Source organism: Lactococcus sp. FSL K6-0773 (genome assembly GCF_038006485.1).
Taxonomy (GTDB): Bacteria; Bacillota; Bacilli; order Lactobacillales; family Streptococcaceae; genus Lactococcus; species Lactococcus lactis.
In genome coordinates this window covers 1,441,450-1,468,055 of record NZ_JBBOVF010000001.1, presented here as the reverse complement: position 1 = coordinate 1,468,055, position 26,606 = coordinate 1,441,450, and the positions used below count along the sequence as shown (strand labels likewise).

Sequence of the window (26,606 nt, the reverse complement as noted above, 5' to 3'; positions counted from 1 at the left end):
AAGTGTTATAATGGAGTCACTATGAAACTCACAATTCACGAAATCGCCCAAGTCGTTGGCGCAAAAAATGATTGGTCGCAACTGGCAGATTTGTCAGTCAATAAAATTGAATTTGACAGCCGTTTGATTGAAAAAGGGGATATCTTTTTGCCACTTAAGGGGGCACGAGATGGTCATGATTTCATCGAAATCGCTTTTGATAATGGAGCAATAATCAGCTTTTCAGAAAAAGAAGTCGAACAAGCTCATCTCTTGGTTGACGATAATCTGCTTGCTTTCCAAAAATTAGCAAAATATTATCTTGAAAAGACAAAAGTTCCAGTCATTGCGGTGACAGGTTCAAATGGAAAAACAACAACCAAAGACATGATTGCTGCTGTTTTGTCTAAGAAATTTAAAACATACAAAACACAAGGAAATCACAATAATGAAATCGGCTTACCCTACACCATTTTACATATGCCGGACGATGCTGAAAAATTAGTTTTGGAAATGGGAATGGATCACCCTGGTGATATTGATTTTTTATCAGAACTTGCTAAGCCTGAACTTGCTGTCATTACCTTAATTGGTGAAGCACATCTTGAACATATGGGAAGTCGCGAAAATATTGCTAAAGGGAAAATGGGGATTACGGCTGGTTTGCATGGTGAGCTTATTGCCCCTGCTGACCCAATTATTAATGCTTTTATCCCAGACAATCAAAAAATTATTCGCTTTGGTTTGCCCGGTGAAGATTTATTTATTACAAAATTAGTCGAACACAAAGAAAAATTAACTTTTGAAACTAATTTTTTAGATGAATCAATTACTATTCCAGTTCCTGGTAAATATAACGCGACGAATGCTATGTTAGCTGCTTTTGTTGGCTTACATTATGGACTTTCAGAAGCCGAAATTAAAAAAGCTTTGAAAGAAGTAGAGCTGACCAGAAATCGGACAGAGTGGAAAAAAGCAAAAAATGGTGCAGACCTTTTGAGTGATGTTTATAATGCCAATCCGACAGCAATGCGTTTGATTTTGGAAACTTTCCAAGCCATTCCTAAAAATGAGAATGGTCGAAAGATTGCAGTTCTTGCTGATATGTTAGAACTTGGACCCAGTGCAGCCCAACTCCATAAAGATATATTGAAATCTATTGATTTCAATAAAATTGATAAAGTCTATCTTTATGGTGAAATGATGAAAAACTTGGCAGAAATTTCGACTGACAAAGCGGTCAGCTATTTTACAGATTTAGATTTACTGACAGAAAGTCTGTCAGCAGATTTGAAACCAACTGACCAAGTATTATTCAAAGGTTCAAATAGCATGAAACTTTCAGAGGTTGTTGAAAAATTATAATGATAAAAAATACTGACAGAAAGTTAGTATTTTTTTATTTTCATTAAATTATCAGAAAAATACAACAATATTCTTGACAATGTATTTTTGAAAAAGTATAATAAGTCCACATTTAATTTTCAGAATAATATGAAAATTCAATAGTATCTTTACGATTTGGAGAAAGCAGATGAAACAAGGAAAAATTATTGGACTCACCAGCCTTATTGCCCTGTCAGGAATTATTTTAGTGGCCTGTGGCACAAAAACAAGTGAGCAAAAAAACATCAAATTTTCAATTCCCACAGATGTGGCATCACTTGATACTACAATTTTAACTGACCAGTATTCTTATGATGTTGCTGGAAATGTGGAAGAAGGATTGACACGCGTTGACTCTAAAGGAAATGCTGCCTTAGCACTTGCAAAATCAATTGACGTTTCAAAAGACGGCTTGACCTACACGGTTACTCTTAGAGATAATTTGAAATGGTCAAACGGTGACAGGTTGACTGCTAAAGATTTTGTTTATTCATGGAAAAGAGCAGTGGACCCTAAAACTGGTTCAGAATATGCCTATTTGATGGGGGCAGTTTCTGGGGCTAATGATATTATTTCTGGTAAATCATCACTCGATAGTCTAGGAATTAAAGCCGAGTCAGATACAGAATTTACAGTCACATTGGCACAACCAACACCATATTTTAAATTTCTCTTGTCAGAACCTGTTTATTACCCTCTTGACCAAAAAGTTGTTGATAAATATGGCAAACAATATGGAACGTCCTCAGATAAAACCGTTTATAATGGACCATTCATGTTCAAATCAGATAAAGGTTGGACAGGAACCAATAAAACTTTTTCAATTTATGCCAATCCAAACTACTATGATAAGTCGGCAGTCAAATCTAAACAAATTGATTTCCAGGTCATTTCAAATGCGAATACAGGAGCACAGCTTTATAAACAAGGGAAACTTGATTTTACACTCCTTTCAACAACTGATTTGATTAATGCCAATAAAAAGACGAAAGGTTATACTGTCTTTAAACAAGCACGGACAGACTATATTGAATACAATCAATCCGGTAAAAATGCCTCAAGTCCAGACGCTCAAAAAGCACTAGCTAATCAAAATATTCGTGAAGCCTTAAATTTGGCAACTAACAGAGCAGGAGTCGTCAAAACAGCCCTACCAGGTTCGACCGTTGCGACAAGCTTTACACCAGTGGGAATGAGCAAGACCTCAACAGGAGAAGATTTTGCAACTTATGCAAAACAAGATTATCGCTATGACCCGACAAAAGCAAAAGACCTCTGGGAAAAAGGATTAAAAGAGCTTGGCTTAACCAAGCTCACCCTTAGCCTTGAAGCTGCTGGTGATTTAGCACCGTCAGAAGCAACAGCCAACTTTTTACAAACAGCCTATCAACAAAATCTACCAGGCTTGACTGTCAATTTAAAACTTGTTCCATTCAAACAAAGATTGAATGACGCTCAAAATGGAAATTTTGATATGGTTCTCTCAGGTTGGGGTGGAGATTACGCTGAACCTTCAACATTCTTGCAACTCTTTACGACAGGCCAATCATATAATGACGGTAAATTTTCTAGTAAAACTTATGATGATGCCTTTAAAGCAGCAACAACAACGCCAGACGTTCTTGAACCAGCCAAAGTAGATGAACACTACAAAGCGGCAGAAACAGCACTCTATCAAGGGTCATACATCAATCCAGTTGATTTCCAAGCCAATCCAGCTTTAATGAACCCTAAAATTACAGGCTTAGAATTTCATTCAACCGGTTTAGCTTACGACCTAAAATCGGCTTATGTTAAATAAAAAATACAAAAAGATAAATTTTCTGAAAATTTATCTTTTTTATTGAATATTCTTTCTGCAAAAATAAAACACGAACCAGTCAGAGCCCAACTAAATGAAAGGGTTTTAAATAAAAGCATAGTAAAAAAATCTTTTTCAAAAGTTTGTGAAAACTTTCCGCTATTTAAAAATTAAATGTTAATTTTCAGAAAACATAACCATTATACTTTACAATTCAGGTTGAATTAAGTATAATACCAATATAATAAATTTTCTGACAATAATAAAAATTGCGAAGTCAGACACAATTCATGAAAGAGGGAAATTACATGAAGACTTGGAAAAAAGTTACCTTAGGTACAGTTGCACTTGGTTCGGCAGCTTTGCTTGCAGCATGCGGCAATAGCGGTTCTAGCTCATCGTCATCATCAAAAGACATTCAATGGAATTTGACATCACCTATTCAAACATTGGATTCATCACTCGCGACAGATACATATTCAAATATCATTATTGGTAATACCAATGCTGGTTTGACACGTGTGGACAAAGATGGTAAAGCACAGCCAGAATTGGCAAAATCAGTTGATGTATCAAAAGATGGCTTGACATATACTTTCCATCTTCGTGATGGCTTGAAATGGTCAAACGGTGATGCTTTGACAGCTAAAGACTTCGTTTATTCTTGGCAACGTGCGGTTGATCCAGCGACTGCTTCAGAATACGGATACCTCCTTGGCCCAGTTAAAAACGCCAACGAGATTAATGGTGGTAAAGCTGATAAATCAACACTTGGTGTTAAAGCAACTGATGACAAAACATTTGTTGTTACCCTTGCACAACCAACACCATACTTTGAATTCTTGACAGCTAACTCTGTTTATTACCCACTCAACCAAAAAGTGGTTGAAAAATATGGGAAACAATACGGAACATCTTCAGAGAAAATGGTTTACTCTGGACCATATAAATTTGAAAAATCAAAAGGTTGGAACGGTTCAAACCAAACATTCTCAATCGTGAAGAATGACGATTATTGGGATAAGAGCGCAGTTAAAACTAAAGAAATCGACTTCCAAGTGGTTCAAGACCCTAAAACTTCATTTAACCTTTATAAACAAGGTAAGATTGTCCAAGCAAGTATTGGTGACCCAGACCTTTTCAAAGCAAATAAAAATAATAAAGATGTCGTATCTTTGGATGAAGCAACAACAGCTTACATTCAATATAATCAATCTGGGAAAAATAAAGCTCTTGCTAACAAGAACATTCGTGAAGCCTTCAACCTTGCTACTGACCGCCAACAATATGTTGATACAGTAACGCCTGCTTCGAATCCTGCGACAGGCTTAACACCAGCGGGTATGGCTAAAACAAATACTGGTGAAGACTTTGCTAAGTATGCAGCACAACCATATAAATACGATGCCACAGCAGCTAAAGCAGCTTGGGCTAAAGGATTGAGCGAAATTGGCGAAACTAAACTTACTTTGACTTTAACAACTGATGATACATCAGCTTCTAAAGACTCAGCAACTTTCCTTAAACAAGCATGGGAAAAACAACTTCCAGGTTTGACTTTGAATATCAAATCAGTACCATTTAAACAACGTTTGAATGACTCTACTACTGGTAACTTTGATATGGTTATCTCACTTTGGAGTGGTGACTATGCTGAACCGTCAACTTTCCTTGATTTATTTGTAAAAGATGGACCAAATAATAATGGTAAAATCAATAACGTTACTTATGATAAAGCCATTAAAGCAGCTGAAGTAACAGATGCGCTTGATCCTGAAAAGCACTATGCAGACTACAAAGCGGCTGAAGAATCACTTTATACAGAATCAAATCTCAATCCGCTGTACTTCCGTACAACTCCAGTCCTCCGTAATCCTAACCTTAAGGATGTACGCTTTGGTTCAACTGGTTTAATGTATGACTTCAAAACAGCTTACCTCAAATAATAATAGAGTTTTAGAGCAAGAAAGTTAGGATTGGCAGATTGCCAACCCTATCTTTTGCTTAGATTAGGAAATTTTTTATGATTAAATATATTCTTAAACGTTTGGGGCTTTTGCTTCTGACTTTGTTCCTGATTGTGACATTGACTTTCTTTATGATGCAAGTCATGCCCGGAACACCTTTCTCAAATCCCAAACTAACGCCAGATCAACTGGAAATTTTAAAACATGCCTATGGTTTAGATAAACCGCTTTGGCAACAATACTTTATCTATGTAGGACACATGTTCACAGGTAATTTTGGAACATCATTTGTTTATACAAACCAACCTGTTATTACAATGATCGCTCAACGTTTACCAGTTTCAATGCAACTTGGAGTTCAAGCGCTTATTCTTGGGACAATTCTTGGAGCCTTTATGGGAAAAGCTTCCGCTCGTCGTAAAAATGGCATCCTTGATGGAATTTTCGGTTTTGTTTCAGTCCTTGGGATTTCAGTTCCTTCATTCGTAATTGGTACCTTAATCCTTCTTTACTTAGGATTTAATTTGAATCTTTTCCCAATTTCTGGTTGGGGAACCTTCTCACAAACAATTATGCCAACAATCGCTCTTTCTTTTGCTCCAATGGCTGTGGTAACTCGTTTTGTTCGTTCTGAAATGATTGAGTCTTTATCTTCTGACTACATCTTGTTAGCTCGTGCTAAAGGACTTTCTGAAAAAGAAGTGGTCAATAAACATGCATTGCGTAATTCATTGATTCCAATGTTGACTTTGATTGGGCCAATGGCTGCCAATCTTTTGACAGGTTCGGTCTTGATTGAAAAAATCTTTTCAATCCCCGGGATTGGTTCACAATTTGTTGATTCAATTCCAGCCAAAGACTTCCCAGTTATTATGGCAACAACAATTGTCTATGCAGTAATCTTGATGCTATTTATCTTAGTTACAGATATTCTGACTGCAATTGTTGATCCACGAGTTCGTCTCTAGAAAGGGTTTGTCGAAATGGAAAATTTAAATAAAGACTTCACCCTTGTTGGTTCAAAGGGTTCAGATTCAACAGAAAAAATTGCGAAACCTGCCTTGAGTTTTTTCCAAGATGCTTGGCGTCGTTTTAAGAAAAATAAAGTAGCTTTGGTTGCCATGTGGATTATTGCGATTACATTGGTTTTCTCAGTAATCTCAGCATTTGTTGTACCACAATCAAAGGCAAATTACTTTGATCCAAATAAATCACAAGTTTATGGAAATCTTCCGCCAAAACTATCAGGTGATTTACCATTTTGGAATGGTGAATTTAAAGCACCGGGTTCTACTGAAAGAACAGATGTCTATAAATCACAAGATGTTCCAAGCAAAGACAAATATGTCTTCGGGACTGATAAATATGGTCGTTCATTAGCTAAACGAACAATTGTTGGTTTGCGTATTTCATTGATTATTGCCCTTGCTGCCGCCTTGATTGACTTAGTAATCGGGGTGACCTATGGGATTATTTCCGGCTGGATGGGTGGAAAAGTCGATATGGTCATGCAACGGATTATTGAAATCATCCAATCTGTACCTAACTTAGTTGTAGTAACAATGCTTGCTCTACTTTTGGGACAAGGAATTTCATCAATTATTATTGCGATTGGTCTATTTGCATGGACCGGGATGGCCAGGCAGGTACGGAACATGGTTCTCTCCTATAAGGAGCGTGACTTCGTCTTGGCCTCAAAAACTTTAGGACAATCTACTTGGAAAATTGCAGTAAAACATTTGTTGCCAAACGTTTCAGGGGTTATTGTTGTCCAAATCATGTTTGATATTCCAAGTATGATTATGTATGAGGCTGTTTTATCAGCGATTAACCTTGGGGTTAAACCGCCAACGTCTTCTTTGGGGACTTTGATTAATGATGGGATTGCAAGCTTGCAATTCTATCCATTCCAATTGATTATTCCAGCAGTAGTATTGTCTGTGCTTTCACTCACATTTATCTTCTTTGGAGATGGTTTGCGTGATGCATTTGACCCTAGAGCAAGTGAGGATTAGAAATGGCAGAAGAAAAAGTATTAGAAGTTAAAAATTTGCATGTCAATTTCCACACCTATGCTGGAGATGTTAAAGCGATTCGTGATGTATCTTTTGATTTAGAAAAGGGACAGACCCTAGCGATTGTTGGTGAGTCTGGCTCTGGTAAATCAGTAACAACAAAAACTTTGATGGGCTTGAATGCGAAAAATGCGGTAATACCACAAGGTGAATTATTATTTAAAGGGCGTAACCTTCTTGATTTAAAAGAGGAAGAGTGGCAAAAAATTCGTGGAAATGAAATTTCTATGATTTTCCAAGACCCAATGACTTCTCTTGACCCAACAATGCGTATTGGAAAACAAATTGCTGAACCTTTGTTGAAACACAACAAAGGAATGAGCAAAGCCGATGCCATGAAACGGGCCCTCGAATTGATGCAACAAGTCGGAATTCCTGATGCCGAAGTGCATATTAATGATTATCCACACCAATGGTCAGGCGGGATGCGTCAACGTGCAGTTATCGCGATTGCCTTGGCTGCTGACCCTGAAATCTTGATTGCAGATGAACCAACAACTGCGCTTGACGTTACAATTCAAGCACAAATTATGCATATGATGGCTGAATTGCAAGAAAGAATTAATTCATCAATTGTCTTCATTACCCATGACTTGGGAGTTGTTGCTGGTTTTGCACATAAAGTGGCGGTAATGTATGCGGGTGAAATTGTTGAATACGGAACAGTTGAAGAAATTTTCTATAACCCACAACATCCATATACTTGGGGGCTCTTAGATTCAATGCCAACGGTTGATTCAAGTGTGGACCGACTGGTTTCAATTCCAGGAACTCCACCTGATTTATTGAATCCACCAAAAGGAGATGCCTTTGCAGCACGTAATAAATTTGCCTTGGCAATTGATTTTGAAGAAGAACCTCCATACTTTGAAGTATCTCCAACACATTTTGCCAAAACTTGGCTTTTAGACCCACGAGCACCAAAAGTAACGCCTTCCGATAATATCTTGGCACGCTGGAAACGCTGGGAAGAATTGAAAGGGGATAAATGATGACAGAACCTAAAAAAGTAATTGAAATAAAAAACCTTGATTTGACTTTTAATAAAGGAAAGAAAGGGGCTAATAAGGCAATTAATAATGTTTCTTTAGATATTTATGAAGGAGAAACATTTGGTCTCGTTGGAGAATCTGGTTCTGGTAAAACGACGATTGGTCGAGCAATTCTTAAACTTTATGATAATTTCATTACTGGTGGAGAAATTCTCTTTGAAGGTAAAGATGTTCGTAATTTAAAAGGTTCGGAGTTGCGTGAGTATCGTTCAGAAGCACAAATGATTTTCCAAGATCCACAAGCTTCATTGAATGGACGGATGCGCGTTAAAGATATCGTTGCTGAAGGACTTGATGCTAATGGTTTAGTAAAAACAAAGGCTGAACGTGATGCTCGTGTATTGGAACTCTTACGTTTGGTTGGATTGAACGATGACCATTTGACACGTTATCCGCATGAGTTTTCTGGTGGACAGCGTCAACGGATTGGGATTGCACGTGCACTTGCCGTAAAACCTAAATTTGTCGTAGCTGATGAGCCTATCTCAGCACTTGATGTTTCAATTCAAGCTCAGGTTGTTAACTTGATGAGAGATATTCAAGCAAAAGAAAACTTGACTTACTTGTTTATCGCTCATGATTTGTCAATGGTTAAATATATTTCTGACCGAATTGGTGTCATGCACTGGGGGAAAATTTTGGAAGTTGGAACTTCTGACCAAGTTTACAATCATCCAATTCATCCTTATACTAAGAGTTTGCTGAGCTCAATTCCGTCACCAGACCCTATTTCTGAGCGGGAACGTACTCCAATTGTTTATGACCCAACGGCTGAATTGGATGGACAAGAACGTGAAATGCGGGAAATTACTCCAGGACATTTTGTTTTCTCAACAGAAGCAGAGGCAGAAATTTACAAGAAAAACGCTACTGTATAAATAAAAAATTTAATGATAAAACAATTAGTTTTGCTGATTGTTTTTTCTTTTGTTTAATTACCAATCGAATGAATTTTTTAACTCTTTAGTTTGTTGGTAAGATTTATAAAAATCAACTATAAAATCAGGGCAAATTTTGATATAATTAAAAGAACTATTTTTTTTTGAGGATTAACAAATGTAAAATAAATTAAAAATATAAATGAATAATTAAAGAAAAAGAGAGTATAAATGACTTTACAAGAAGAAATAAAAAAACGCCGGACTTTTGCCATCATCAGTCACCCGGATGCTGGTAAGACGACGATTACAGAACAATTATTGAAATTTGGGGGAGCCATTCGAGAAGCGGGGACTGTAAAAGCTCGTAAAACTGGTAATTTTGCTAAGTCAGACTGGATGGATATTGAAAAAGAACGTGGAATTTCTGTAACAAGTTCTGTCATGCAATTTGATTATGCAGGCAAGCGTGTTAATATCTTGGACACGCCTGGGCACGAAGATTTCTCAGAAGATACTTACCGAACATTGATGGCAGTTGATGCTGCGGTCATGGTTATTGACAGTGCTAAAGGGATTGAAGCACAAACGAAAAAACTTTTCCAAGTTGTAAAACGCAGAGGGATTCCGGTTTTCACTTTCATTAATAAACTTGACCGTGATGGACGTGAACCGCTTGATTTACTTTCTGAATTGGAAGAAATTCTTGGGATTGCTAGTGTACCAATGAATTGGCCAATCGGAATGGGGAAAAATTTCCAAGGTCTTTATGATTTTACGCATGGTCGTGTGGAAGTTTATCAACCTGAGGATGGCAAACGTTTTGTTGAATTTGATGAAAATGGGGAAGTGCCGGCTAGTCATCCTTTGACAAAAAATCCATTCTTTACTCAAGCTTTAGAAGATGCTGAATTACTTTTGGATGCAGGGAATCAATTTTCTGAGGAAGAAGTTGTTGCAGGGCAATTGACACCAGTTTTCTTTGGTTCGGCTTTAACTAGTTTTGGGGTAGAAACTTTCCTTGAAACATTTTTAGAATATGCCCCAGAGCCTCATTCACACAAAACGGTGGACGAAGAAGAAATTGAACCTTTAAATCCTGATTTTTCTGGTTTCATTTTCAAAATCCAAGCAAATATGGACCCACGTCACCGTGACCGAATTGCTTTTGTTCGGATTGTATCTGGTGAATTTGAACGAGGAATGGATGTTAATCTTATTCGGACGGGTAAGAAAGTGAAACTCTCAAATGTCACACAATTTATGGCTGAATCGCGAGAAAATGTTGAGAATGCTGTAGCTGGTGATATTATTGGGGTTTATGATACTGGAACTTATCAGGTTGGGGATACATTAACCACAGGTAAATTGAAAAAATCTTTTGAGCCATTGCCAACATTTACCCCAGAGCTCTTTATGCGTGTCCAAGCGAAAAATGTGATGAAACAAAAATCTTTCCAAAAAGGAATTGACCAATTGGTACAAGAAGGAGCCATTCAGCTCTACAAATCTTATACAACTGGTGATATTATGCTTGGTGCGGTTGGGCAACTTCAATTTGAAGTCTTTAAAGACCGGATGGAGCGTGAATATAATTCTGAAACAATCATGACACCAATGGGGACAAAAACGGTTCGTTGGATTAAAGAAGAAGATTTAGATGAAAAAATGTCTAGTTCACGTAATATTTTGGCACGAGATCGTTTTGACCATCCTTTATTCTTGTTTGAAAATGAATTTGCCATGCGTTGGTTTAAAGATAAATATCCAGATGTTGAATTAATGGAACAATTTTCAGTATAAAATTACTGACAGATATTTTATATAGTAGAAAAGCTTATATTCTTTAAAAAATATCATAAAAATTTACTGACAGCTTTGTCAGTATATTTTTTATGAAAATATTTTAAAAAAAGTAAAGGGCGTAAGCATTTTCAGTCAAAAAATTATGCTATAATAGATAAGTTACGTCAGGCGAGTCACATAAATTTCGCCTGTAGCAAGGGTTTCGTACCCTGTAATAAAAAGTTTGGCGTGGGAACACGCAGTAGAAATATAGGTAAAAAATGAAATTTAGTGAACTCGGCCTGTCAGAAGGAATCGTAAATACACTTACAGAGATTGGTTATGAACAACCAACACCAATCCAAGAACAAACAATTAAACTTGCACTTGAAGGGCGTGACGTTCTAGGTCAAGCGCAAACAGGAACTGGTAAAACAGCAGCATTTGGTCTTCCAACAATTGAAAAAATTGATGCTTCTAATCCAGCTATTCAAGCACTCGTTATTGCTCCAACCCGCGAACTTGCGGTTCAAGGACAAGAAGAACTTTTCCGTTTTGGTAAATCAAAAGGGCTTAAAGTTCGTACTGTTTTTGGTGGTTCAAGTATTGAAAAACAAATTAAAGGCCTTAAAGCTGGTGCACATATTGTTGTGGGAACACCAGGACGTTTGGTTGACTTGATTAAACGTAAAGCAATTAAATTGGATCAACTTGAAACTTTGATTCTTGATGAAGCTGATGAAATGTTGAACATGGGATTCTTGGAAGACATTCATTTCATCATTGAAAAAACACCAGAAGCTCGTCAAACATTGCTTTTCTCAGCAACAATGCCAAATGACATCAAAAAAATTGGTGTGAAATTCATGAAGAATCCTGAACACATCAAAATTGCAGCCAAAGAAATGACTGCTGACCGTATTGATCAATATTTTGTAAAAACAAAAGAATTTGAAAAATTTGATGTTTTGACTCGTTTGCTTGATGTTGAACGTCCAGAACTTGCAATTGTTTTTGGTCGTACAAAACGTCGTGTTGATGAATTGATTCGTGGTCTTAAATTGCGCGGTTACCGTGCTGAAGGAATGCACGGAGATTTGGACCAAAATAAACGTTTGGCTGTTTTGCGTGATTTCAAAGCAGGACATATTGACGTTTTGGTTGCAACTGACGTTGCTGCTCGTGGACTCGACGTGTCAGGAGTTACTCACGTTTATAACTACGACATTACTCAAGACCAAGAAAGCTATGTTCACCGTATCGGTCGTACCGGCCGTGCTGGTAAATCAGGACGTTCAGTAACATTTGTTTCATACAATGAAATGGGTTATCTTCGTGCCATTGAAAATATGACTAAAAAGCCAATGAAAGGCTTGAAACCACCTACAAAAGAAGAAGCTTACCAAGCGTCACTCTCAGTAGCTATGGATGATGTCCTTCGTGATTTGTCTGATGATTCAGCTAAAGCAAAATTGGCTAAATTTGACAAACAAGCAGCGAGCCTACTTGAAAAATTTGATGCTAAAGAATTGGTTGCTTTACTTCTTCAAGGTCGCGTAAAAGACCCTGATAATCAAGAAGAAGTTAAGATTACAGCTGAACGTCCATTGCCATATAATGGTGAAGGAAAAGGCTTCAAGAAAAAAGGTAAAGGTGGCGGCGGACGCTACAAAGGTCGTGGAAATGGCGACCGTGATGGCAACCGTGGCGGTTACCGTGGAAATCGTGATGGTAAAGATGGCGACCGCGGTGGAGATCGCAAACGCAACTGGAAAGACCGTGATGATAACCGTGGCGGTTACCGTGGAAAACGTGATGACCGTCGTTTTGACGATCGTAAACAAGGAGAAAAAACTCCTCGTAAACGTACCACAGGAACTGAAAAATCAGCTGGCTTCGTAATGCGTAGCCGTGGTGACAAATAAAAATAATCAAGAAATTTCGGTAAATAGAGGAATCATCAGTTAGCTGATGATTTTTTCTTTTTTCTTTTGTCAGCTGTCAGTAAATTTATTGTTTGAAAGTTAAACAATAAATCTGTCAGTAGTTTTTGAATACAAGATTATTCTGTCAGTAAATTTGCACTGAACATAATTGGATTTAACAAGCTGACGGAGATGACAAATGATTTTTAAAAACTCTGTCGCTTTCCGTCAGTTTAAAGCGATTGCTTAATGAGCTTTAAATCGGTGAATAAAGAATTTGTCAGCTTTACTGATGATTCTGTCAGTAATTTTCACAATCATTTTTTAGAATTTTACTTAAAAAGGACTGATTTTATGCTATAATAGCGCTATGACAAATAACAAATTTAAATCAGGATTTGTGGCGATTTTAGGTCGTCCAAATGTTGGAAAATCAACATTTATGAACCACGTGATGGGACAAAAAATTGCCATCATGTCAGATAAACCTCAAACAACAAGAAATAAAATTCAAGGAATTTATACTACAGAAAATGAACAAATTGTTTTCATTGATACGCCAGGTATTCACAAACCACACAATGCTTTAGGCGATTTCATGGTTCAATCTGCTTATTCGACTTTACGTGAATGTGATGTCGTTTTGTTCATGGTTGCGGCTGATGAACCACGTTCAACCGGTGAAAATATGATTATTGAGCGCTTGAAAAAGGCAGAAGTTCCTGTCATTTTGGTCGTCAATAAAATTGATAAAATTCATCCTGACCGTCTTTTTGAAATTGTAGCCGATTATACTTCACAAATGGAGTTTTCTGAAGTGGTTCCAATCTCAGCTAAACAAGGGAATAATACAGAAAGATTAATTGATACGCTCTCTGAAAAATTGGACGAGGGTCCTCAATATTTCCCAGAAGATCAAATCACTGACCATCCTGAGCGTTTTCTTGTTTCAGAAATGATTCGTGAAAAAATCTTATTATTAACTCGGGAAGAAGTTCCACATTCAATCGCAGTCACTACTGACCAAATGACTCGAGATGAAGAAACTGGAAAGATTCATATCATGGCAACAATTATTGTTGAACGCAAGAGCCAAAAAGGGATTATTCTTGGTAAAGGCGGCGATATGATTCGTAAAATCGGAAAAATGGCTCGTCGAGATATTGAAATTATGCTTGGGGATAAAGTTTATCTTGAAACTTGGGTCAAAATCAAAAATGACTGGCGCGACCGAAAAATGGATTTAGCTGACTTTGGCTACAATCGTGATGATTATATGTAATGAAAATAGCGAATTATCGCTATTTTTGTTTTATTATGAAATTTCCAGACAATTGTGATATAATATTGAAAATTATAATTATTATTGGGGGAAATTATGTGCGGTTTTTTATTTATGGAAACATCTGATTTAACGATAGAAGAGTTTAAAAGTAATTTGGAATTGATTGAGCATCGAGGACCAGATGACCAACAGCATGTTCGTGATACTTTGGGAAATGATTTTGGTTTTTGCCGACTTTCAATCATGGATTTATCAGACTTGGGACGTCAACCCTTTGGTTTAAATGGCAAAAGAGTTATGTGTAATGGTGAAATCTATAACTTTTTAAGTCTCCGTAAGTTCTTGGAAACAAAAGGTTATAAATTTACCGGAGATTCTGACTGTGAGGTTCTTTTACCACTTTTTGAAACTACTGGAATCGAAACAATGGTAAAAATGCTTGATGCTGAATTTGCTTTTGTCTTGGTTGATGAAAACACTGCTGAAATTTTTGCCGCTCGTGACCCATTTGGGATTCGTCCACTTTTTTATGGTTATAATAAAGTAACTGGCAAAATTTCGTTTTCATCCGAAGCCAAAGCACTAATTTCAACATGTAATGATGTGACACCATTTCCTCCAGGTTACTACTATGCCAATGGTGAATTTCATGTTTTTAATGACATTGCTGAGGTTTCAACAATTGTTGAAGAACCTTTGGCTGAAATTTCAGGACATATTCGTCGCAAATTGGAACGTGCAGTCAAAAAACGTCTTCATGCAGATGCTCCAATGGGCTATCTCTTGTCAGGTGGTTTAGATTCATCATTGGTTTGTGCGATTGCAGCTAAGGAATTAGAAAGTCCAATCAAAACCTTTGCTATTGGAATGGAAACCGATCCGATTGATTTGAAATATGCTCGTGAAGTGGCAGATTTCTTACGAACTGACCATACCGAAATTCTGATGACAAAAGAAGATGTACTTTCAGCAGTCCGTGAAGTGATTTGGCACTTAGAAACATGGGATATCACAACTATTCGGGCTTCTATTGGGATGTATTTAATCTGTAAATATATTCATGAGAATACAGAACTGAAAGTTTTGATGACTGGTGAAGTTTCTGATGAAATGTTTGGTTATAAATATACTGACTTTGCTCCATCAGCGGGTGCCTTTCAAAAAGAAGCTCAAAAACGAGTGCATGAACTTTATATGTATGACGTCCTGCGGGCTGACCGCTGTTTAGCGGCTCATTCTCTTGAAGCGCGTGTTCCTTTTGCTGATTTGGATTTTGCGGCCTATGTCATGTCTATTAATCCCAGCAGAAAATTGAATACTTATGGCAAAGGGAAATATCTCTTGCGTCATGCTTTTGAAGGGACTGAACTATTGCCAGATGAGATTTTATTCAGAGAAAAAGCTGCTTTTTCTGACGCTGTTGGTCACTCAATGGTTGACTATTTAAAAGAATTTGCTGACGAAAAATATTCTGATGAAGACTTAGCAAAGGCCAGTGAAAAGTATCCAAAACATACACCATTTACCAAAGAATCATTGATGTATCGTGAGATTTTTGAAGAATTTTATCCAGGATATGAAGATTGGATTCTTGATTTTTGGATGCCAAATCGCGATTGGGTTGGGGCAGAAGTTACTGACCCATCAGCTCGCGTCTTATCAAATTATGGTGATTCTGGAAAATAAATTTTGAAATCTTTATCATAAAAAAATGAATGAGAAATGTTAAAATAGTCACTGATGAAACTTATCTAATGATAATTGTCAGTGATTTTTTTATATTTAAATTTAATTTAGAATACAAAAGAAAGTTGTCAGTAAAAAATGAATTAAAATTTACTGACAGACTTGTTAGTAAATTTTTTGATGTGAGGGAAAAATGCCAGAGTTACCAGAAGTTGAAACAGTGAGAAGAGAGCTTGAAAAAAGAATTGTTGGACAAAAAATTGTATCTATAGAAGCCACTTATCCAAGAATGGTTTTAACTGGTTTTGAGCAATTGAAAAAAGAATTGACAGGAAAAACCATTCATGGCATTTCACGTCGCGGAAAATATTTAATTTTTGAAATTGGCGAGAAAGATCGTTTGATTTCTCATCTGCGGATGGAAGGAAAATATCGACTTGCAAGTCTCAATGTTCCAATGGAAAAACATGACCATTTAGCCCTTAAATTTACTGACGAACAATTAATTTATGCTGACGTAAGAAAATTTGGGACTTGGGAACTGATTTCTACTGACCAAGTCCTTCCATATTTTTTGAAGAAAAACATTGGTCCGGAGCCAACTTATGAAACTTTTGATGAACAGATTTTCCGAGAAAAATTGCAGAAATCGACAAAGAAAATTAAACCTTTTCTACTTGAACAAACATTAGTGGCTGGACTTGGAAATATTTACGTTGATGAAGTGCTCTGGCTAGCAAAGATTCATCCAGAAAAAGTGGCAAATCAACTGACAGAAAGTTCTATTCATCTTTTACATGATTCTATCATTGAAATTTTGCAAAAAGCAATTAAATTAGGCGGCTCAAGCATCAGAACTTATAGTGCCTTAGGTTCAACAGGAAAAATGCAGGACGAATTACGAGTGTATGGAAAAACAGGGGAAAAATGTGTGCGTTGTGGCAATGAAATTCAAAAAATAAAAGTGGCTGGTCGGGGGACCCACTTTTGCCCATTCTGTCAGCAAAAATAATGACTTGATTTTTACTGACAGCTTTTAAAAATTAATTTAAAAAACTCAGTGACAAAGTTAATAAAAAAACGTATAGATAGAATATAGGGGCTTATAAAAAATCCTGAAAAATGCTATAATTAAACAATAAATAAAGAATAACGGAGATAAAATTTGGCAACAAAGAAAAAAACAAATTTTGATGATATTACCAAAAAATATGGCGCTGAACGTGACAAAGCTTTGGCAGATGCACTTGCTCTGATTGAAAAAGACTTTGGGAAAGGTTCACTTATGCGACTTGGCGAAGCAGCCAACCAGAAAGTGTCAGTAGTAAGTTCAGGCTCACTTGCACTTGATATTGCGCTTGGTGCAGGTGGATATCCTAAAGGACGTATCGTTGAAATCTACGGACCAGAATCTTCTGGTAAAACAACAGTCGCTCTTCATGCCGTTGCAGCGGTTCAAAAAGAAGGTGGAATTGCAGCCTTTATCGATGCTGAAAATGCGCTTGACCCAGAATATGCAAAAGCGCTCGGTGTCAATATCGATGAACTTTTACTTTCACAACCAGACTATGGTGAACAAGGGCTTCAAATTGCTGAAAAATTGATTACATCTGGTGCAGTTGACTTAGTTGTTATTGACTCAGTTGCAGCTTTGGTACCTAAAGCCGAAATTGATGGTGAAATTGGTGACAGTTCAGTTGGGCTTCAAGCTCGTATGATGTCACAAGCCATGCGTAAACTTGCAGGACATATTAATAAAACAAAAACAACAGCTATTTTCATCAACCAATTGCGTGAAAAAGTTGGGGTTATGTTTGGTTCGCCAGAAACAACACCTGGTGGTCGTGCATTGAAATTCTACGCTTCTGTACGTCTTGATGTACGTGGTTCAACAAAAATCGAAGAAGGTTCTGGAGATAACAAGACCCAAATCGGTAAAATCACAAAAATCAAAGTCGTAAAAAATAAAGTGGCTCCACCATTCAAGGTTGCTCTCGTAGATATCATGTTTGGTGAAGGAATTTCAAGAACCGGTGAACTTTTAAACATTGCTGTTGATGAAGGAATCATCAAAAAATCAGGCGCTTGGTTTGCTTACAATGACGAAAAAATTGGTCAAGGAGCAGAAAAAGCGAAGAACTATCTCAAAGAACATCAAGAAATCTTTGATGAAATTGACCATAAAGTTCGTACCGCACACGGTCTTCTTGATGAAGCAGAAGTAGCAGAAACTACAGAAGATACTTCAACAAAAGCTAAGGCAACTAAAGCTAAAAAAGAAGAAAAAGTAGTCGAAACTGAAGAAATTGAACTCGAACTTGAAGATTAAAAAAACAGCTGATTATTCAGCTGTTTTTATTTTTTTAAAGAAAGTAAATAGTCCAAAAATAAGAACCCAAATCACAGAACCAATGGCCGGAACAATTGTATCTTTAAAGCAGAATAGTGAAATAAAGATTAAGACAAATCCAGCAATGGCTAATGGAATAAAGATGTGGGCTGCAGGTAAAACAAACCCTTTAGGATCAAAATCGCTTGATTTCCGATATTTAAGATAAGTAATTAAGGTCATCAGATAAACCACTAGAAAAAGATTGGTTGCGACACTTGTAATAAAGACAAAAGAATTAGAAATCGCAGGAATCATCGAGATGAATGGAGTAAATAGAATTAATAATGAGGTGAAAAGTAAAGCATTTACTGGTACACCAGCTTTTGAAAATTTAGTAAATGGTTTAAGTATTTTATCATTATTGAGTTTTGATAAAGAATAAAGATTACGAGTGATTGAAAAGAGGGCAGAGTTTAAAGCCGAAGCAGCAGAAGTTAGTACGACAAAGTTCACTAAAGCCGCTGCCCACTTAATTCCAATGAGTTGGAAAATGGTAACAAATGGTGATTTATCAGCCGGAATATCGCGCCATTGGTAGATACTCATAATTGCCAACAGTGCCCCAACATAAAAGAGGACAATCCGAATTGGAATTTGGTTAATCGCTTTTTTCAAAGTTGGTCTAGGATTATCTGTTTCTGCTGCAGTCATTCCGATGAATTCCATCGAAACAAAAGCAAACATGACCATCTGGAAGCTTTCAAAGAAATTAGAAAGCCCATTTGGGAAGAACTCGAAGCCTTTGGTGATATTAGTTACACTTACAGTATCAGTTCCTGTATGATAATGACTAAAAATGAGGATTATTGCCGTTAAAATCAAACCAATAATCGCCACAATTTTAATCATCCCAAACCAAAATTCGGTTTCTCCAAAAAATTTTGGATTTAAAGTATTCAATAAAGTTAGAAGAACTAATACAAAGACTTCTGTCATCCAAATTGGTAAATCCGGCAACCAAAAATTAATATAAGTCCCAATAGCAATTAGCTCAGCCATAGCTACAAAAACAACAACCAGTAAATAAGACCACTGAATAAAGTAACCAGGTTTTTCACCGAGATAACGTGACACAAAATTTAAAAAGGAATGTTGATTGGGATCTTGGTAAAGCATCTCCCCGATAGCTCTTAGGAGAATATACATAAGCGCACCGATTATTAAATAAACAAAAATAATTGATGGGCCGGTGAGGTGAATCGATTTTCCGGCACCGAGGAATAATCCCGTACCAATTGTTCCAGCAATGGCAATAAGTTGAATATGCCTATTTTTTAAACCACGTTGTGAGGGCTTATTTTCTTCATTTTGATTTGTATTCATAATATTATATTATACGCTTTTTCATTTAGTTTTTCAGAAGTCACTCTGTCTAGGAAAAGATGACTCGCTTAGATTTTTTTATAGTGCGAGTAGAGTCCAAAGAAAATTGTCCAGACAATTGCTCCCAAGGCCGGATAAAAGGTATCAGCATTGAAAAACAAAGAAGCAAAGACAATTGCAAAGATAGCTACGATAAAGGGAACGGTAATTTGAGGTTTTGGTGTCAAGAAACCTTTAGGATTGTAATCTTCAGATTTGCGATATTGCCAATAAGTGTAGAGGGTAATAAAGTAAACCACTAAAAATAAATTAGTCGTACAAGAGGCTGCAAAATCGAAAGCATTTTTTATCTGAGGAATAAGAGTCAGGACAGGAGCCAAAAGCGAGAGAGCAGTTGCCATATAAAGGGCATTGATAGGAATTCCCGCCTTAGAAAGTTTTGTAAAAGGAGTTAATCTTCCTTTGTCATGCTGTTGAGCAAGTGAGTACATATTTCGTGTTGCTGAAAATAATGAACTATTAAGCGCTGAAGCAGCAGAAGTCAGGACAACAAAGTTAATGAGCGCCGCTGCCCATTTGATTCCAATAAGTTGAAAAACCATAACAAATGGAGATTTATCAGCCGGAATGTAGTGCCAGTTGAAAATAGCCATAATAGCCAAAAGTGCTCCAACATAGAAAAGTAAAATACGTACTGGAATTTGATTAATTGCTTTTGGTAAACTCTTTTTAGGATTAACTGTTTCTGCCGCAGTCATTCCAATAAATTCCATAGAAGTAAAGGCAAACATAACCATTTGTAAGGCACCAACAAAGTTCCAAGCACCGTGTGGGAAGAGTTGAAAGCCATCAAAAATGTTGCTTAGTGAAGCAGAGTCATGAACGGTTTTTCCGCTTAAAACAGTGCTATAGTGAAAATTACCAGCTACTAAAATAATCGCAGTGACAATCATTCCAATGATTGCTGCTACTTTAATCATCGCAAACCAAAATTCAGTTTCACCAAAAAAGCGAGAATTTAAAGTATTAAGTCCAAAAAGAAGAGCTAGCATGACAATTTCAATCAACCAAAGTGGAACCTGAGGAAGCCAAAATTGAATATAAGTTCCGATTGCTGTCAATTCAGAGATACAAACAAAAACAATAACTAACCAATAAGACCACTGAGTGAAGTAACCTGTCCTGACGCCTGAATATTTTGTGACAAAATTTAAAAATGAATGCTGACTAGGGTCGTTGTAAAGCATTTCTCCGATTGTTCTTAAGAAAAAGAACATCGCAATCCCAATAAGAATATAAGCAAAGATAACGCTTGGACCAGTCATTTGAATGGTTTTCCCAGCTCCTAGAAAAAGTCCGGTACCAATCGTTCCAGCAATAGCAATAAGTTGAATATGTCGGTTCTGTAAGCCCCGTTGAGCTTCATGTTTCTCTTGAAGATTTTCCAAAAGTTTTCCTCCCTTAAATTATCAGATAATTCCAATAATGTGTTAATTATTATACCAAATTAATAAATTTGTATCAAGAGTCATATTCTTTTTTGCTAAAAATAACAGTAAAGTGTATCATTTGATATTTATGATATAATAAAAATATGTTAATAATCGACCAAAATCTATTAGAAATAGATAATTTGTTGGAAAAGATAATGGACGAGTTTTTGAAATTTCCAGAAGTTGAAGCTTATCAGAAAGCTAAAGCTGATTTTATGGCAGATGAAAATTTACAAAGTCAGCTTAAAACTTTACAGGATAATTCTGAATATATCGCTTTTCGCCCAGAGCTAAGAGCGCTTCAGCATGAAATAAATTTGAATGAGAAGGTTTATGCCTTTCGTTTGGCAGAAAATGACCTTCAACAAATTTTGACAGCTTTGACTAAGAAAATTACAAATAGTATTTCGGAACAGATTTATGTTGATGAGAATTTACCGTTGAAAGGAGGGCAACATGGACGACATCATGGAAAGCATTGAGAAAAAAGAAATTCGCCCCCTTTTTATAAAGGAGCGAATCGCAGTTTATGTTTATTGCTATTCATATAAAGGAACAAGACAATTAAGTAAATTTGGAGATGTGGTTTATACAAGCCAAAAATCAAATTATAGTTTACTCTATGTCAATAATGAAAATCTTTCAGATTTATTGAGTAAATTAAAAGATTTGAAATTTGTTAAAAAGGTACGTGTGGGTCATATTAAAGAACTTGACCAAAACTTTTCTGAAGCTTTTGCTCAAACTAATCTTGCCGTTAAAGAGGAAATTGAGCGCTTGTAAGTAAGGGAATAAAAGTGAGCTCACGTGTCAATAATGTAATTGGTATTGTGTATTATTTGAGTGAGCAGACTTTTTTTGTTAATATAGTAAAAAAAGAGAGGAGACTTGGTAGAGTAATACTGCTTCATTAGATGAAGTCTGGAATTTGTAAAAAAGTTGTATTCTATAGATTCTGATTATCACTTCTTCTCAACCATGAAACGATACCCAAAACCAAGGAAGAAAAACTATGTTGGAGACTCATTATTACTTCACTCCCATTTTAGACCATTTAGAACCATTTGATCATAATGATTGGCATTTATATCCGATTGTCACTTTACCTGCGGCTAAGCAACTACGGGATGCAGAAGATTTGCCTAAAAATATCGTTTCGTTAAATGCTTGTTATGACCGTTTGCGAAAAGTATCACTTGATTATCTAACTGTAAATCTTTACGGACGAAAACAAGGAAGAGCTTTTCTCTTATTATTGCAGGATGTTTTAGAAGAAACGACGATTTTAGATTATACAGTTCAAGTTCGTCAGCAGATTTTGAAAGAAATTGGCGTGTCTACTCTGAATTTTATGGAGTATCGTTCTTTTGCTAAAAGACATCTCGCTTTAATGTTAAAAGATTTTAGAAAAAATGATTTTCAAGCCTCTCCAGCAAGTCTGATTATGACTAATGAGGAATGTTTGAAAATTGAAGATTGTCCTCATGCCCTCTTACAACAATACTTAGAACAAATTGAAAAAACTGCCTGATGCTTGTCAGACATTTTTTTTATAAAAAAATACTGACAGGATTCTGTCAGTAAAATTTTAAAAATTATTTTCGTAAATGTCTTAAACAGTCTAAAAAACGAACAACTTTGGATTTTGAAAAACGATATTCAACTCGATTTTTATCTAAAAAGTCAAAAAAGTCTTTTTTCCCTTGTTTGCTGTCATCTACTTCAAGCTCAAGCTCATAATCAGTATGCCCTAGATAATCATTCTTGTCTAATGCAGCAAGCCCAATTGGAAGATGTTGCTCATAACGAATCGTCGTCAGACTTCCAATTAAAGTGATTTCCTCAAGATTAATATCTCGTGCAGTTAGTAACTCACAGATTTCACTTAAATCAGTCTCTCCACAGACAATATTTCGCTCGCCAAGGAGTTGTTGAGCTTCTTCAAGACTGAGATCAATATTATATTCAATATTTCCAACTTCTTGCGGAACTTTTAAAGTCATTTCTGCGGACTTATCAAAAGTTCTAATACGCAAAGCCAATTTTTTCTTGCGTAATTTAAAATCTTTTGAATCTAAGTAGTGGTTAGTTTGCCTAACAGGGGTTACGTGAGTAAAGAGTTTTTTGAGCTGGTCATACTCAGCCAGCGACAATAGCGACTTATACTCAATCTCCAAATTCGTACTCATTAATTAATTTTTAAGATAATTTTCTAAAGAAAATATCTTTCCTTTCAGTTGGGTTAAACGATATATTAATTAAAAGTATATCAAAAGGCTGACTATAAGTAAAGTTGCGCCCTAAGTTGAAGAAAGAGAAAAGCTGGCTCAAAGCAGAGAAACAAAGGGAAGTTTTAAAAATGAAGGAGACTAGACAAGGACTGAAAATATGATAGAATTAAGGCTATGGAAAAAGTAGAAGAGAAATATCATTTAAAAGATTTTTGGGATTTTGGTTTGAAACAATTTCGGTCAGCAATTTTTGGAATTACCATTATTCTGTCATTAATTGTGACTACCTTCATCAAAATTCCACATCTTGCACGTTATGACACTTTATTGATTTGTGTCATCGTCATTCAAATGATACTTTTGGTCAGCAAATATGAGCGAGCTTATGATTTAATTCCAATCATGGTCTTCCATGTTTTGGGAATGATTTTAGAAATATTTAAAGTAAAGCATGGGAGTTGGTCCTATCCAGATGCCGGCTTATTTAAAATTATGGATGTTCCCTTATACAGTGCTTTTATGTACTCGGCAATTGGTTCTTATATTGTTCGGGCAATAAAAGAGTTTGATTTAGAAGCAATCAATTGGCCGCATTGGTTGATGTCCATTGGTATTTCTGTTCTTATTTATTTTGCAGAGAATATTGGTTCTTATTTTAGTGCTTGGACTTATTCTTATCAGTTAAAAGCTTGGCAATTTGTTGATTTAGGTAAAATATCTTCATGGACTTTATTGATTATCGTTTCAATCATTATTGTTATTGAACTACAGAGATATTTTTCAAAAAAGATAAAAGTAAAAAATATAATTAAGAACTAAAAAGGGCAAAATGATTGCTCTTTTTTTATTGAAATTTAAAGCATTTAAGTAGCAATAATGTGAATAAAGCAAACTTATGTTAAAATATTAGATGTGATTCTAATAAATATAGAAGTCAGAAATCGTTTAGGATTTAAATACTCAAAAAAGGAGTATGTGAGAGCAATAGCTTTTGCAAAGTGAAAAAATGTTTAATTGGGAAGAATTCTTGGACCCTTATGTCCAAACAGTTGGTGAGCTAAAAATAAAATTTCGGGGCGTTCGTAAGCAATATTTGAAGAAAGGACTTTATTCTCCGATTGAATTTGTTACGGGGCGTGTGAAACGTCGAGAATCAATCAGAAATAAGGCCAAACTTCGTGGTTACACACGAGAAAACTTAGCTGAAATGGAAGATATTGCTGGTGTTCGAGTGATGGTCCAATTTGTTGATGATGTTTGGGATGTGTTGGAGCTTTTGCGTAAACGCAAAGATTTTAAAATTATTGAAGAACGTGATTATATTAATAACCAAAAAGCTTCTGGTTACCGTTCTTATCATGTAATTGTTGAATATCCAATTGATACAATTGATGGTTTCCAAATTGTCAATGCTGAAATTCAAATTAGAACTTTAGCCATGAATTTTTGGGCAACAATTGAACACTCCCTTAATTACAAGTACGGGGGCTTGATTCCTGAGGATGTCAAGGCAAGATTGACTAATGCAGCGCGTGAAGCTGCTCAACTTGATTTGGAAATGGGCGAAATCCGTGAGGATATTCAAGAAGCACAGTTACTTTTTGATAGTCCTCAGCAAAAACAAGACTTTAAAAAAGAAAATGGTGAAGAAAATGAACTTTGGTAAAAAAGTCTGGCTTATTGGAAATTCGAGTGAAAAATCCAAAAAAACGCTCAATAAATTGAGCAAGATTTTGAAAGCTGAACATTTCGTTTTTGATGATATTAATCCTGAAATTGTGATTTCAGTTGGAGGAGATGGGACGCTTTTAAGAGCAATGCACATGTACGAATATCAGCTAGATCGTGTGCGATTTTTGGGTGTTCATACGGGGCATTTGGGCTTTTATACTGATTTTACTGACGAAGATTTGTTTGAAGTCGTAGAGGCTCTTTATGATGAAAATCCAGCTCAAGCGATTCACTATCCACTCATTCGTGTTCAAGTTAGTTTTACTGACGGATATCAAATTGTACGACATGTTCTCAATGAAGCAACGATTCGACGTGCAAGTAAAACGATGGTTGGGGATGTTAGAATTTCTGATTATCTTTTTGAACGTTTTCGTGGGGACGGCTTGTCAATTTCAACTCCAACAGGTTCAACGGCTTATAATAAATCAATTGGAGGAGCCGTTGTTCATCCGCGGGTAAAAGCAATGCAAGTTGCTGAAATTGCAAGTTTGAACAATGTCGTTTATCGAACATTAGGTTCACCAATGATTGTAGCTGAGAAAGATACAATTACCGTTTGTCCTGCGCCAGAGGATGATTATAGTTTGACTTTTGATCAGTTGACTTTTGAATACAAAAATATCAAATCAATTGAGTTTTCTTTGGATGGAACAACGATTTCTTTTGCAAATTGTGCTCACACACCATTTTGGGAACGGGTCAGTAAGTCCTTTATTGGGGAGGTTGAGTAATGCAGTTTGCTTTTAGAAACGAGATTGAAGGAAGCATGGTTAAATCAATGCTAATCCGTCACGGTATTTCTAGGAGATTGCTGACAAAAGTAAAATTTGATGGTGGAAAAATAACAGTTAATGGTCAGGAAAAAAATGCCATTTATCGTCTGGAAAAGGATGATTTGGTGACGGTCACAGTCCCAGATGAGCCAGATAATGAAAAGTTAATTCCTGATGATTTTCCACTCAATGTCCTATTTGAAGATGACCACTATTTAGTGGTTGAAAAGCCAGCAGGCAAGCCATCAATTACAGGGTCCTTGCATCCGACTGGTGCCATGTCAAATGCTGTCAAAGGATATATTAGTCAAAAAAATTATGCTAATCAAACGGTGCATATTATCACTAGACTAGACCGTGATACCAGTGGAATCATGTTTTTAGCTAAACATCGTTATGCACATGCTTTAATGAATCAACATAAATTTCGCGACACGATGGAAAAACGCTATTTTGCTATTGTAAATGACCAAGATTTGCCAGATTCTGGTCGAATTGATTTACCAATTGGACGTCGTGATGATTCGATTATTCAAAGGCAAGTTCGCTTTGATGAAAAAGCAAAAGATGCCCTGACTTCTTACGTTGTTGCTGAGCGAAAAAATGATTTAGCCCTTCTTGATATTATTTTGCATACAGGCAGAACTCACCAAATTCGTGTTCATTTTTCTCATTTGGGTTATCCTTTAATTGGTGATGATTTATACGGTGGAAATCATGATTTGATTTCACGTCAAGCCCTTCACAGTCACCATTTACAGTTCTTAAATCCTTTTACTGACGAAATGGTTCATGTTGAATTAGACATGCCAGAAGATATGAAAAACTTATTGAAATAAAA

The 26,606-nt window shown here is 36.2% G+C and carries 23 protein-coding genes; 20 read left to right on the top strand and 3 right to left on the bottom strand.

Annotation, left to right across the window (positions count from 1 at the left end):
* Positions 1–21: 21 nt before the first annotated feature.
* From MHB61_RS07040 to recA, 13 genes are all read left to right on the top strand, one after another.
* A complete protein-coding gene (locus MHB61_RS07040) occupies positions 22–1,344 on the top strand; it encodes a UDP-N-acetylmuramoyl-tripeptide--D-alanyl-D-alanine ligase (RefSeq protein WP_137016373.1) in 1,323 nt (440 codons plus the stop codon).
* A gap of 169 nt (positions 1,345–1,513) precedes the next feature.
* Complete coding sequence (locus MHB61_RS07035; protein ID WP_003131645.1) at positions 1,514–3,166, top strand: peptide ABC transporter substrate-binding protein; 1,653 nt, start codon at positions 1,514–1,516, stop codon at positions 3,164–3,166.
* Between the two features lie 308 nt (positions 3,167–3,474).
* Positions 3,475–5,112 carry a peptide ABC transporter substrate-binding protein gene (locus MHB61_RS07030; protein ID WP_058221338.1) on the top strand — a complete coding sequence of 546 codons (1,638 nt, stop codon included), beginning with the start codon at positions 3,475–3,477 and terminating at the stop codon, positions 5,110–5,112.
* Between the two features lie 77 nt (positions 5,113–5,189).
* Positions 5,190–6,101 (top strand): ABC transporter permease, encoded by a 912-nt coding sequence (locus tag MHB61_RS07025; protein ID WP_003131640.1) that lies wholly within the window; start codon positions 5,190–5,192, stop codon positions 6,099–6,101.
* 15 nt (positions 6,102–6,116) lie between these two features.
* Positions 6,117–7,148: an ABC transporter permease gene (locus MHB61_RS07020; protein WP_003131638.1), complete on the top strand. Its 1,032-nt coding sequence runs from the start codon at positions 6,117–6,119 to the stop codon at positions 7,146–7,148.
* A gap of 2 nt (positions 7,149–7,150) precedes the next feature.
* Entirely contained in the window at positions 7,151–8,200 is a 1,050-nt protein-coding gene (locus tag MHB61_RS07015) for an ABC transporter ATP-binding protein (protein WP_003131637.1), read from the top strand.
* On the top strand, positions 8,197–9,138 hold the full coding sequence (locus tag MHB61_RS07010) for an ABC transporter ATP-binding protein (RefSeq protein ID WP_003131636.1): 942 nt from the start codon (positions 8,197–8,199) through the stop codon (positions 9,136–9,138). Before MHB61_RS07015 ends, MHB61_RS07010 begins: the two co-directional genes overlap by 4 nt.
* A gap of 231 nt (positions 9,139–9,369) precedes the next feature.
* Positions 9,370–10,941, top strand: coding sequence for a peptide chain release factor 3 (locus MHB61_RS07005; protein ID WP_003131635.1), 1,572 nt, complete (start codon positions 9,370–9,372; stop codon positions 10,939–10,941).
* Between the two features lie 263 nt (positions 10,942–11,204).
* Positions 11,205–12,848, top strand: coding sequence for a DEAD/DEAH box helicase (locus MHB61_RS07000; RefSeq protein ID WP_010905296.1), 1,644 nt, complete (start codon positions 11,205–11,207; stop codon positions 12,846–12,848).
* A 370-nt stretch (positions 12,849–13,218) separates the two neighbouring features.
* Positions 13,219–14,130, top strand: a complete 912-nt coding sequence (gene era, locus MHB61_RS06995) for a GTPase Era (protein WP_003131632.1) — start codon at positions 13,219–13,221, stop codon at positions 14,128–14,130.
* Positions 14,131–14,226: 96 nt separating this feature from the next.
* Entirely contained in the window at positions 14,227–15,819 is a 1,593-nt protein-coding gene (asnB, locus tag MHB61_RS06990; RefSeq protein WP_010905297.1) for an asparagine synthase B, read from the top strand.
* A 193-nt stretch (positions 15,820–16,012) separates the two neighbouring features.
* On the top strand, positions 16,013–16,831 hold the full coding sequence (gene mutM / locus MHB61_RS06985) for a DNA-formamidopyrimidine glycosylase (protein WP_010905298.1): 819 nt from the start codon (positions 16,013–16,015) through the stop codon (positions 16,829–16,831).
* 153 nt (positions 16,832–16,984) lie between these two features.
* Positions 16,985–18,148: a recombinase RecA gene (recA, locus tag MHB61_RS06980; protein WP_003131629.1), complete on the top strand. Its 1,164-nt coding sequence runs from the start codon at positions 16,985–16,987 to the stop codon at positions 18,146–18,148.
* A 12-nt stretch (positions 18,149–18,160) separates the two neighbouring features.
* On the opposite strand, the gene MHB61_RS06975 is transcribed toward recA, so the two are convergent.
* Together MHB61_RS06975 and MHB61_RS06970 are read right to left on the bottom strand one after the other, a co-directional pair.
* Entirely contained in the window at positions 18,161–19,534 is a 1,374-nt protein-coding gene (locus tag MHB61_RS06975; RefSeq protein WP_003131627.1) for an amino acid permease, read from the bottom strand.
* Between the two features lie 68 nt (positions 19,535–19,602).
* Complete coding sequence (locus tag MHB61_RS06970) at positions 19,603–20,982, bottom strand: amino acid permease (RefSeq protein ID WP_003131626.1); 1,380 nt, start codon at positions 20,980–20,982, stop codon at positions 19,603–19,605.
* 146 nt (positions 20,983–21,128) lie between these two features.
* Between MHB61_RS06970 and MHB61_RS06965 the strand changes: the two genes are divergently transcribed.
* The 3 genes from MHB61_RS06965 (at position 21,129) to MHB61_RS06955 (ending at position 22,558) form a co-directional block, all read left to right on the top strand.
* Positions 21,129–21,509 carry a YlbF family regulator gene (locus MHB61_RS06965; protein ID WP_010905299.1) on the top strand — a complete coding sequence of 127 codons (381 nt, stop codon included), beginning with the start codon at positions 21,129–21,131 and terminating at the stop codon, positions 21,507–21,509.
* Positions 21,496–21,810, top strand: coding sequence for a YlbG family protein (locus MHB61_RS06960; RefSeq protein ID WP_003131624.1), 315 nt, complete (start codon positions 21,496–21,498; stop codon positions 21,808–21,810). Before MHB61_RS06965 ends, MHB61_RS06960 begins: the two co-directional genes overlap by 14 nt.
* Before the next feature lie 229 nt (positions 21,811–22,039).
* Positions 22,040–22,558 (top strand): hypothetical protein, encoded by a 519-nt coding sequence (locus tag MHB61_RS06955; protein WP_003131623.1) that lies wholly within the window; start codon positions 22,040–22,042, stop codon positions 22,556–22,558.
* Between the two features lie 64 nt (positions 22,559–22,622).
* Here the strand turns inward: MHB61_RS06955 and MHB61_RS06950 are convergent, their stop codons facing one another.
* Positions 22,623–23,216 carry a CYTH domain-containing protein gene (locus MHB61_RS06950; protein WP_010905301.1) on the bottom strand — a complete coding sequence of 198 codons (594 nt, stop codon included), beginning with the start codon at positions 23,214–23,216 and terminating at the stop codon, positions 22,623–22,625.
* A 216-nt stretch (positions 23,217–23,432) separates the two neighbouring features.
* Here MHB61_RS06950 and MHB61_RS06945 point away from each other — a divergent pair, with 216 nt between their 5' ends.
* From MHB61_RS06945 to MHB61_RS06930, 4 genes are all read left to right on the top strand, one after another.
* Entirely contained in the window at positions 23,433–24,077 is a 645-nt protein-coding gene (locus MHB61_RS06945) for a DUF817 domain-containing protein (protein WP_010905302.1), read from the top strand.
* Between the two features lie 187 nt (positions 24,078–24,264).
* A complete protein-coding gene (locus tag MHB61_RS06940; protein ID WP_003131620.1) occupies positions 24,265–24,924 on the top strand; it encodes a GTP pyrophosphokinase in 660 nt (219 codons plus the stop codon).
* Positions 24,911–25,723: an NAD kinase gene (locus tag MHB61_RS06935; protein WP_003131619.1), complete on the top strand. Its 813-nt coding sequence runs from the start codon at positions 24,911–24,913 to the stop codon at positions 25,721–25,723. Before MHB61_RS06940 ends, MHB61_RS06935 begins: the two co-directional genes overlap by 14 nt.
* Positions 25,723–26,604 carry an RluA family pseudouridine synthase gene (locus tag MHB61_RS06930; RefSeq protein WP_003131618.1) on the top strand — a complete coding sequence of 294 codons (882 nt, stop codon included), beginning with the start codon at positions 25,723–25,725 and terminating at the stop codon, positions 26,602–26,604. The genes MHB61_RS06935 and MHB61_RS06930 overlap by 1 nt, the downstream gene beginning before the upstream one ends.
* Positions 26,605–26,606 lie beyond the last annotated feature (2 nt).

Coding starts and splice junctions, on each gene's coding strand:
- MHB61_RS07040 (WP_137016373.1), top strand. CDS start 22: ATGAAACTCACAATTCACGAAATCGCCCAAGTCGTTGGCGCAAAAAAT.
- MHB61_RS07035 (WP_003131645.1), top strand. CDS start 1,514: ATGAAACAAGGAAAAATTATTGGACTCACCAGCCTTATTGCCCTGTCA.
- MHB61_RS07030 (WP_058221338.1), top strand. CDS start 3,475: ATGAAGACTTGGAAAAAAGTTACCTTAGGTACAGTTGCACTTGGTTCG.
- MHB61_RS07025 (WP_003131640.1), top strand. CDS start 5,190: ATGATTAAATATATTCTTAAACGTTTGGGGCTTTTGCTTCTGACTTTG.
- MHB61_RS07020 (WP_003131638.1), top strand. CDS start 6,117: ATGGAAAATTTAAATAAAGACTTCACCCTTGTTGGTTCAAAGGGTTCA.
- MHB61_RS07015 (WP_003131637.1), top strand. CDS start 7,151: ATGGCAGAAGAAAAAGTATTAGAAGTTAAAAATTTGCATGTCAATTTC.
- MHB61_RS07010 (WP_003131636.1), top strand. CDS start 8,197: ATGATGACAGAACCTAAAAAAGTAATTGAAATAAAAAACCTTGATTTG.
- MHB61_RS07005 (WP_003131635.1), top strand. CDS start 9,370: ATGACTTTACAAGAAGAAATAAAAAAACGCCGGACTTTTGCCATCATC.
- MHB61_RS07000 (WP_010905296.1), top strand. CDS start 11,205: ATGAAATTTAGTGAACTCGGCCTGTCAGAAGGAATCGTAAATACACTT.
- era (WP_003131632.1), top strand. CDS start 13,219: ATGACAAATAACAAATTTAAATCAGGATTTGTGGCGATTTTAGGTCGT.
- asnB (WP_010905297.1), top strand. CDS start 14,227: ATGTGCGGTTTTTTATTTATGGAAACATCTGATTTAACGATAGAAGAG.
- mutM (WP_010905298.1), top strand. CDS start 16,013: ATGCCAGAGTTACCAGAAGTTGAAACAGTGAGAAGAGAGCTTGAAAAA.
- MHB61_RS06975 (WP_003131627.1), bottom strand. CDS start 19,534: ATGAATACAAATCAAAATGAAGAAAATAAGCCCTCACAACGTGGTTTA.
- MHB61_RS06965 (WP_010905299.1), top strand. CDS start 21,129: ATGTTAATAATCGACCAAAATCTATTAGAAATAGATAATTTGTTGGAA.
- MHB61_RS06960 (WP_003131624.1), top strand. CDS start 21,496: ATGGAAAGCATTGAGAAAAAAGAAATTCGCCCCCTTTTTATAAAGGAG.
- MHB61_RS06955 (WP_003131623.1), top strand. CDS start 22,040: ATGTTGGAGACTCATTATTACTTCACTCCCATTTTAGACCATTTAGAA.
- MHB61_RS06950 (WP_010905301.1), bottom strand. CDS start 23,216: ATGAGTACGAATTTGGAGATTGAGTATAAGTCGCTATTGTCGCTGGCT.
- MHB61_RS06945 (WP_010905302.1), top strand. CDS start 23,433: ATGGAAAAAGTAGAAGAGAAATATCATTTAAAAGATTTTTGGGATTTT.
- MHB61_RS06940 (WP_003131620.1), top strand. CDS start 24,265: ATGTTTAATTGGGAAGAATTCTTGGACCCTTATGTCCAAACAGTTGGT.
- MHB61_RS06935 (WP_003131619.1), top strand. CDS start 24,911: ATGAACTTTGGTAAAAAAGTCTGGCTTATTGGAAATTCGAGTGAAAAA.
- MHB61_RS06930 (WP_003131618.1), top strand. CDS start 25,723: ATGCAGTTTGCTTTTAGAAACGAGATTGAAGGAAGCATGGTTAAATCA.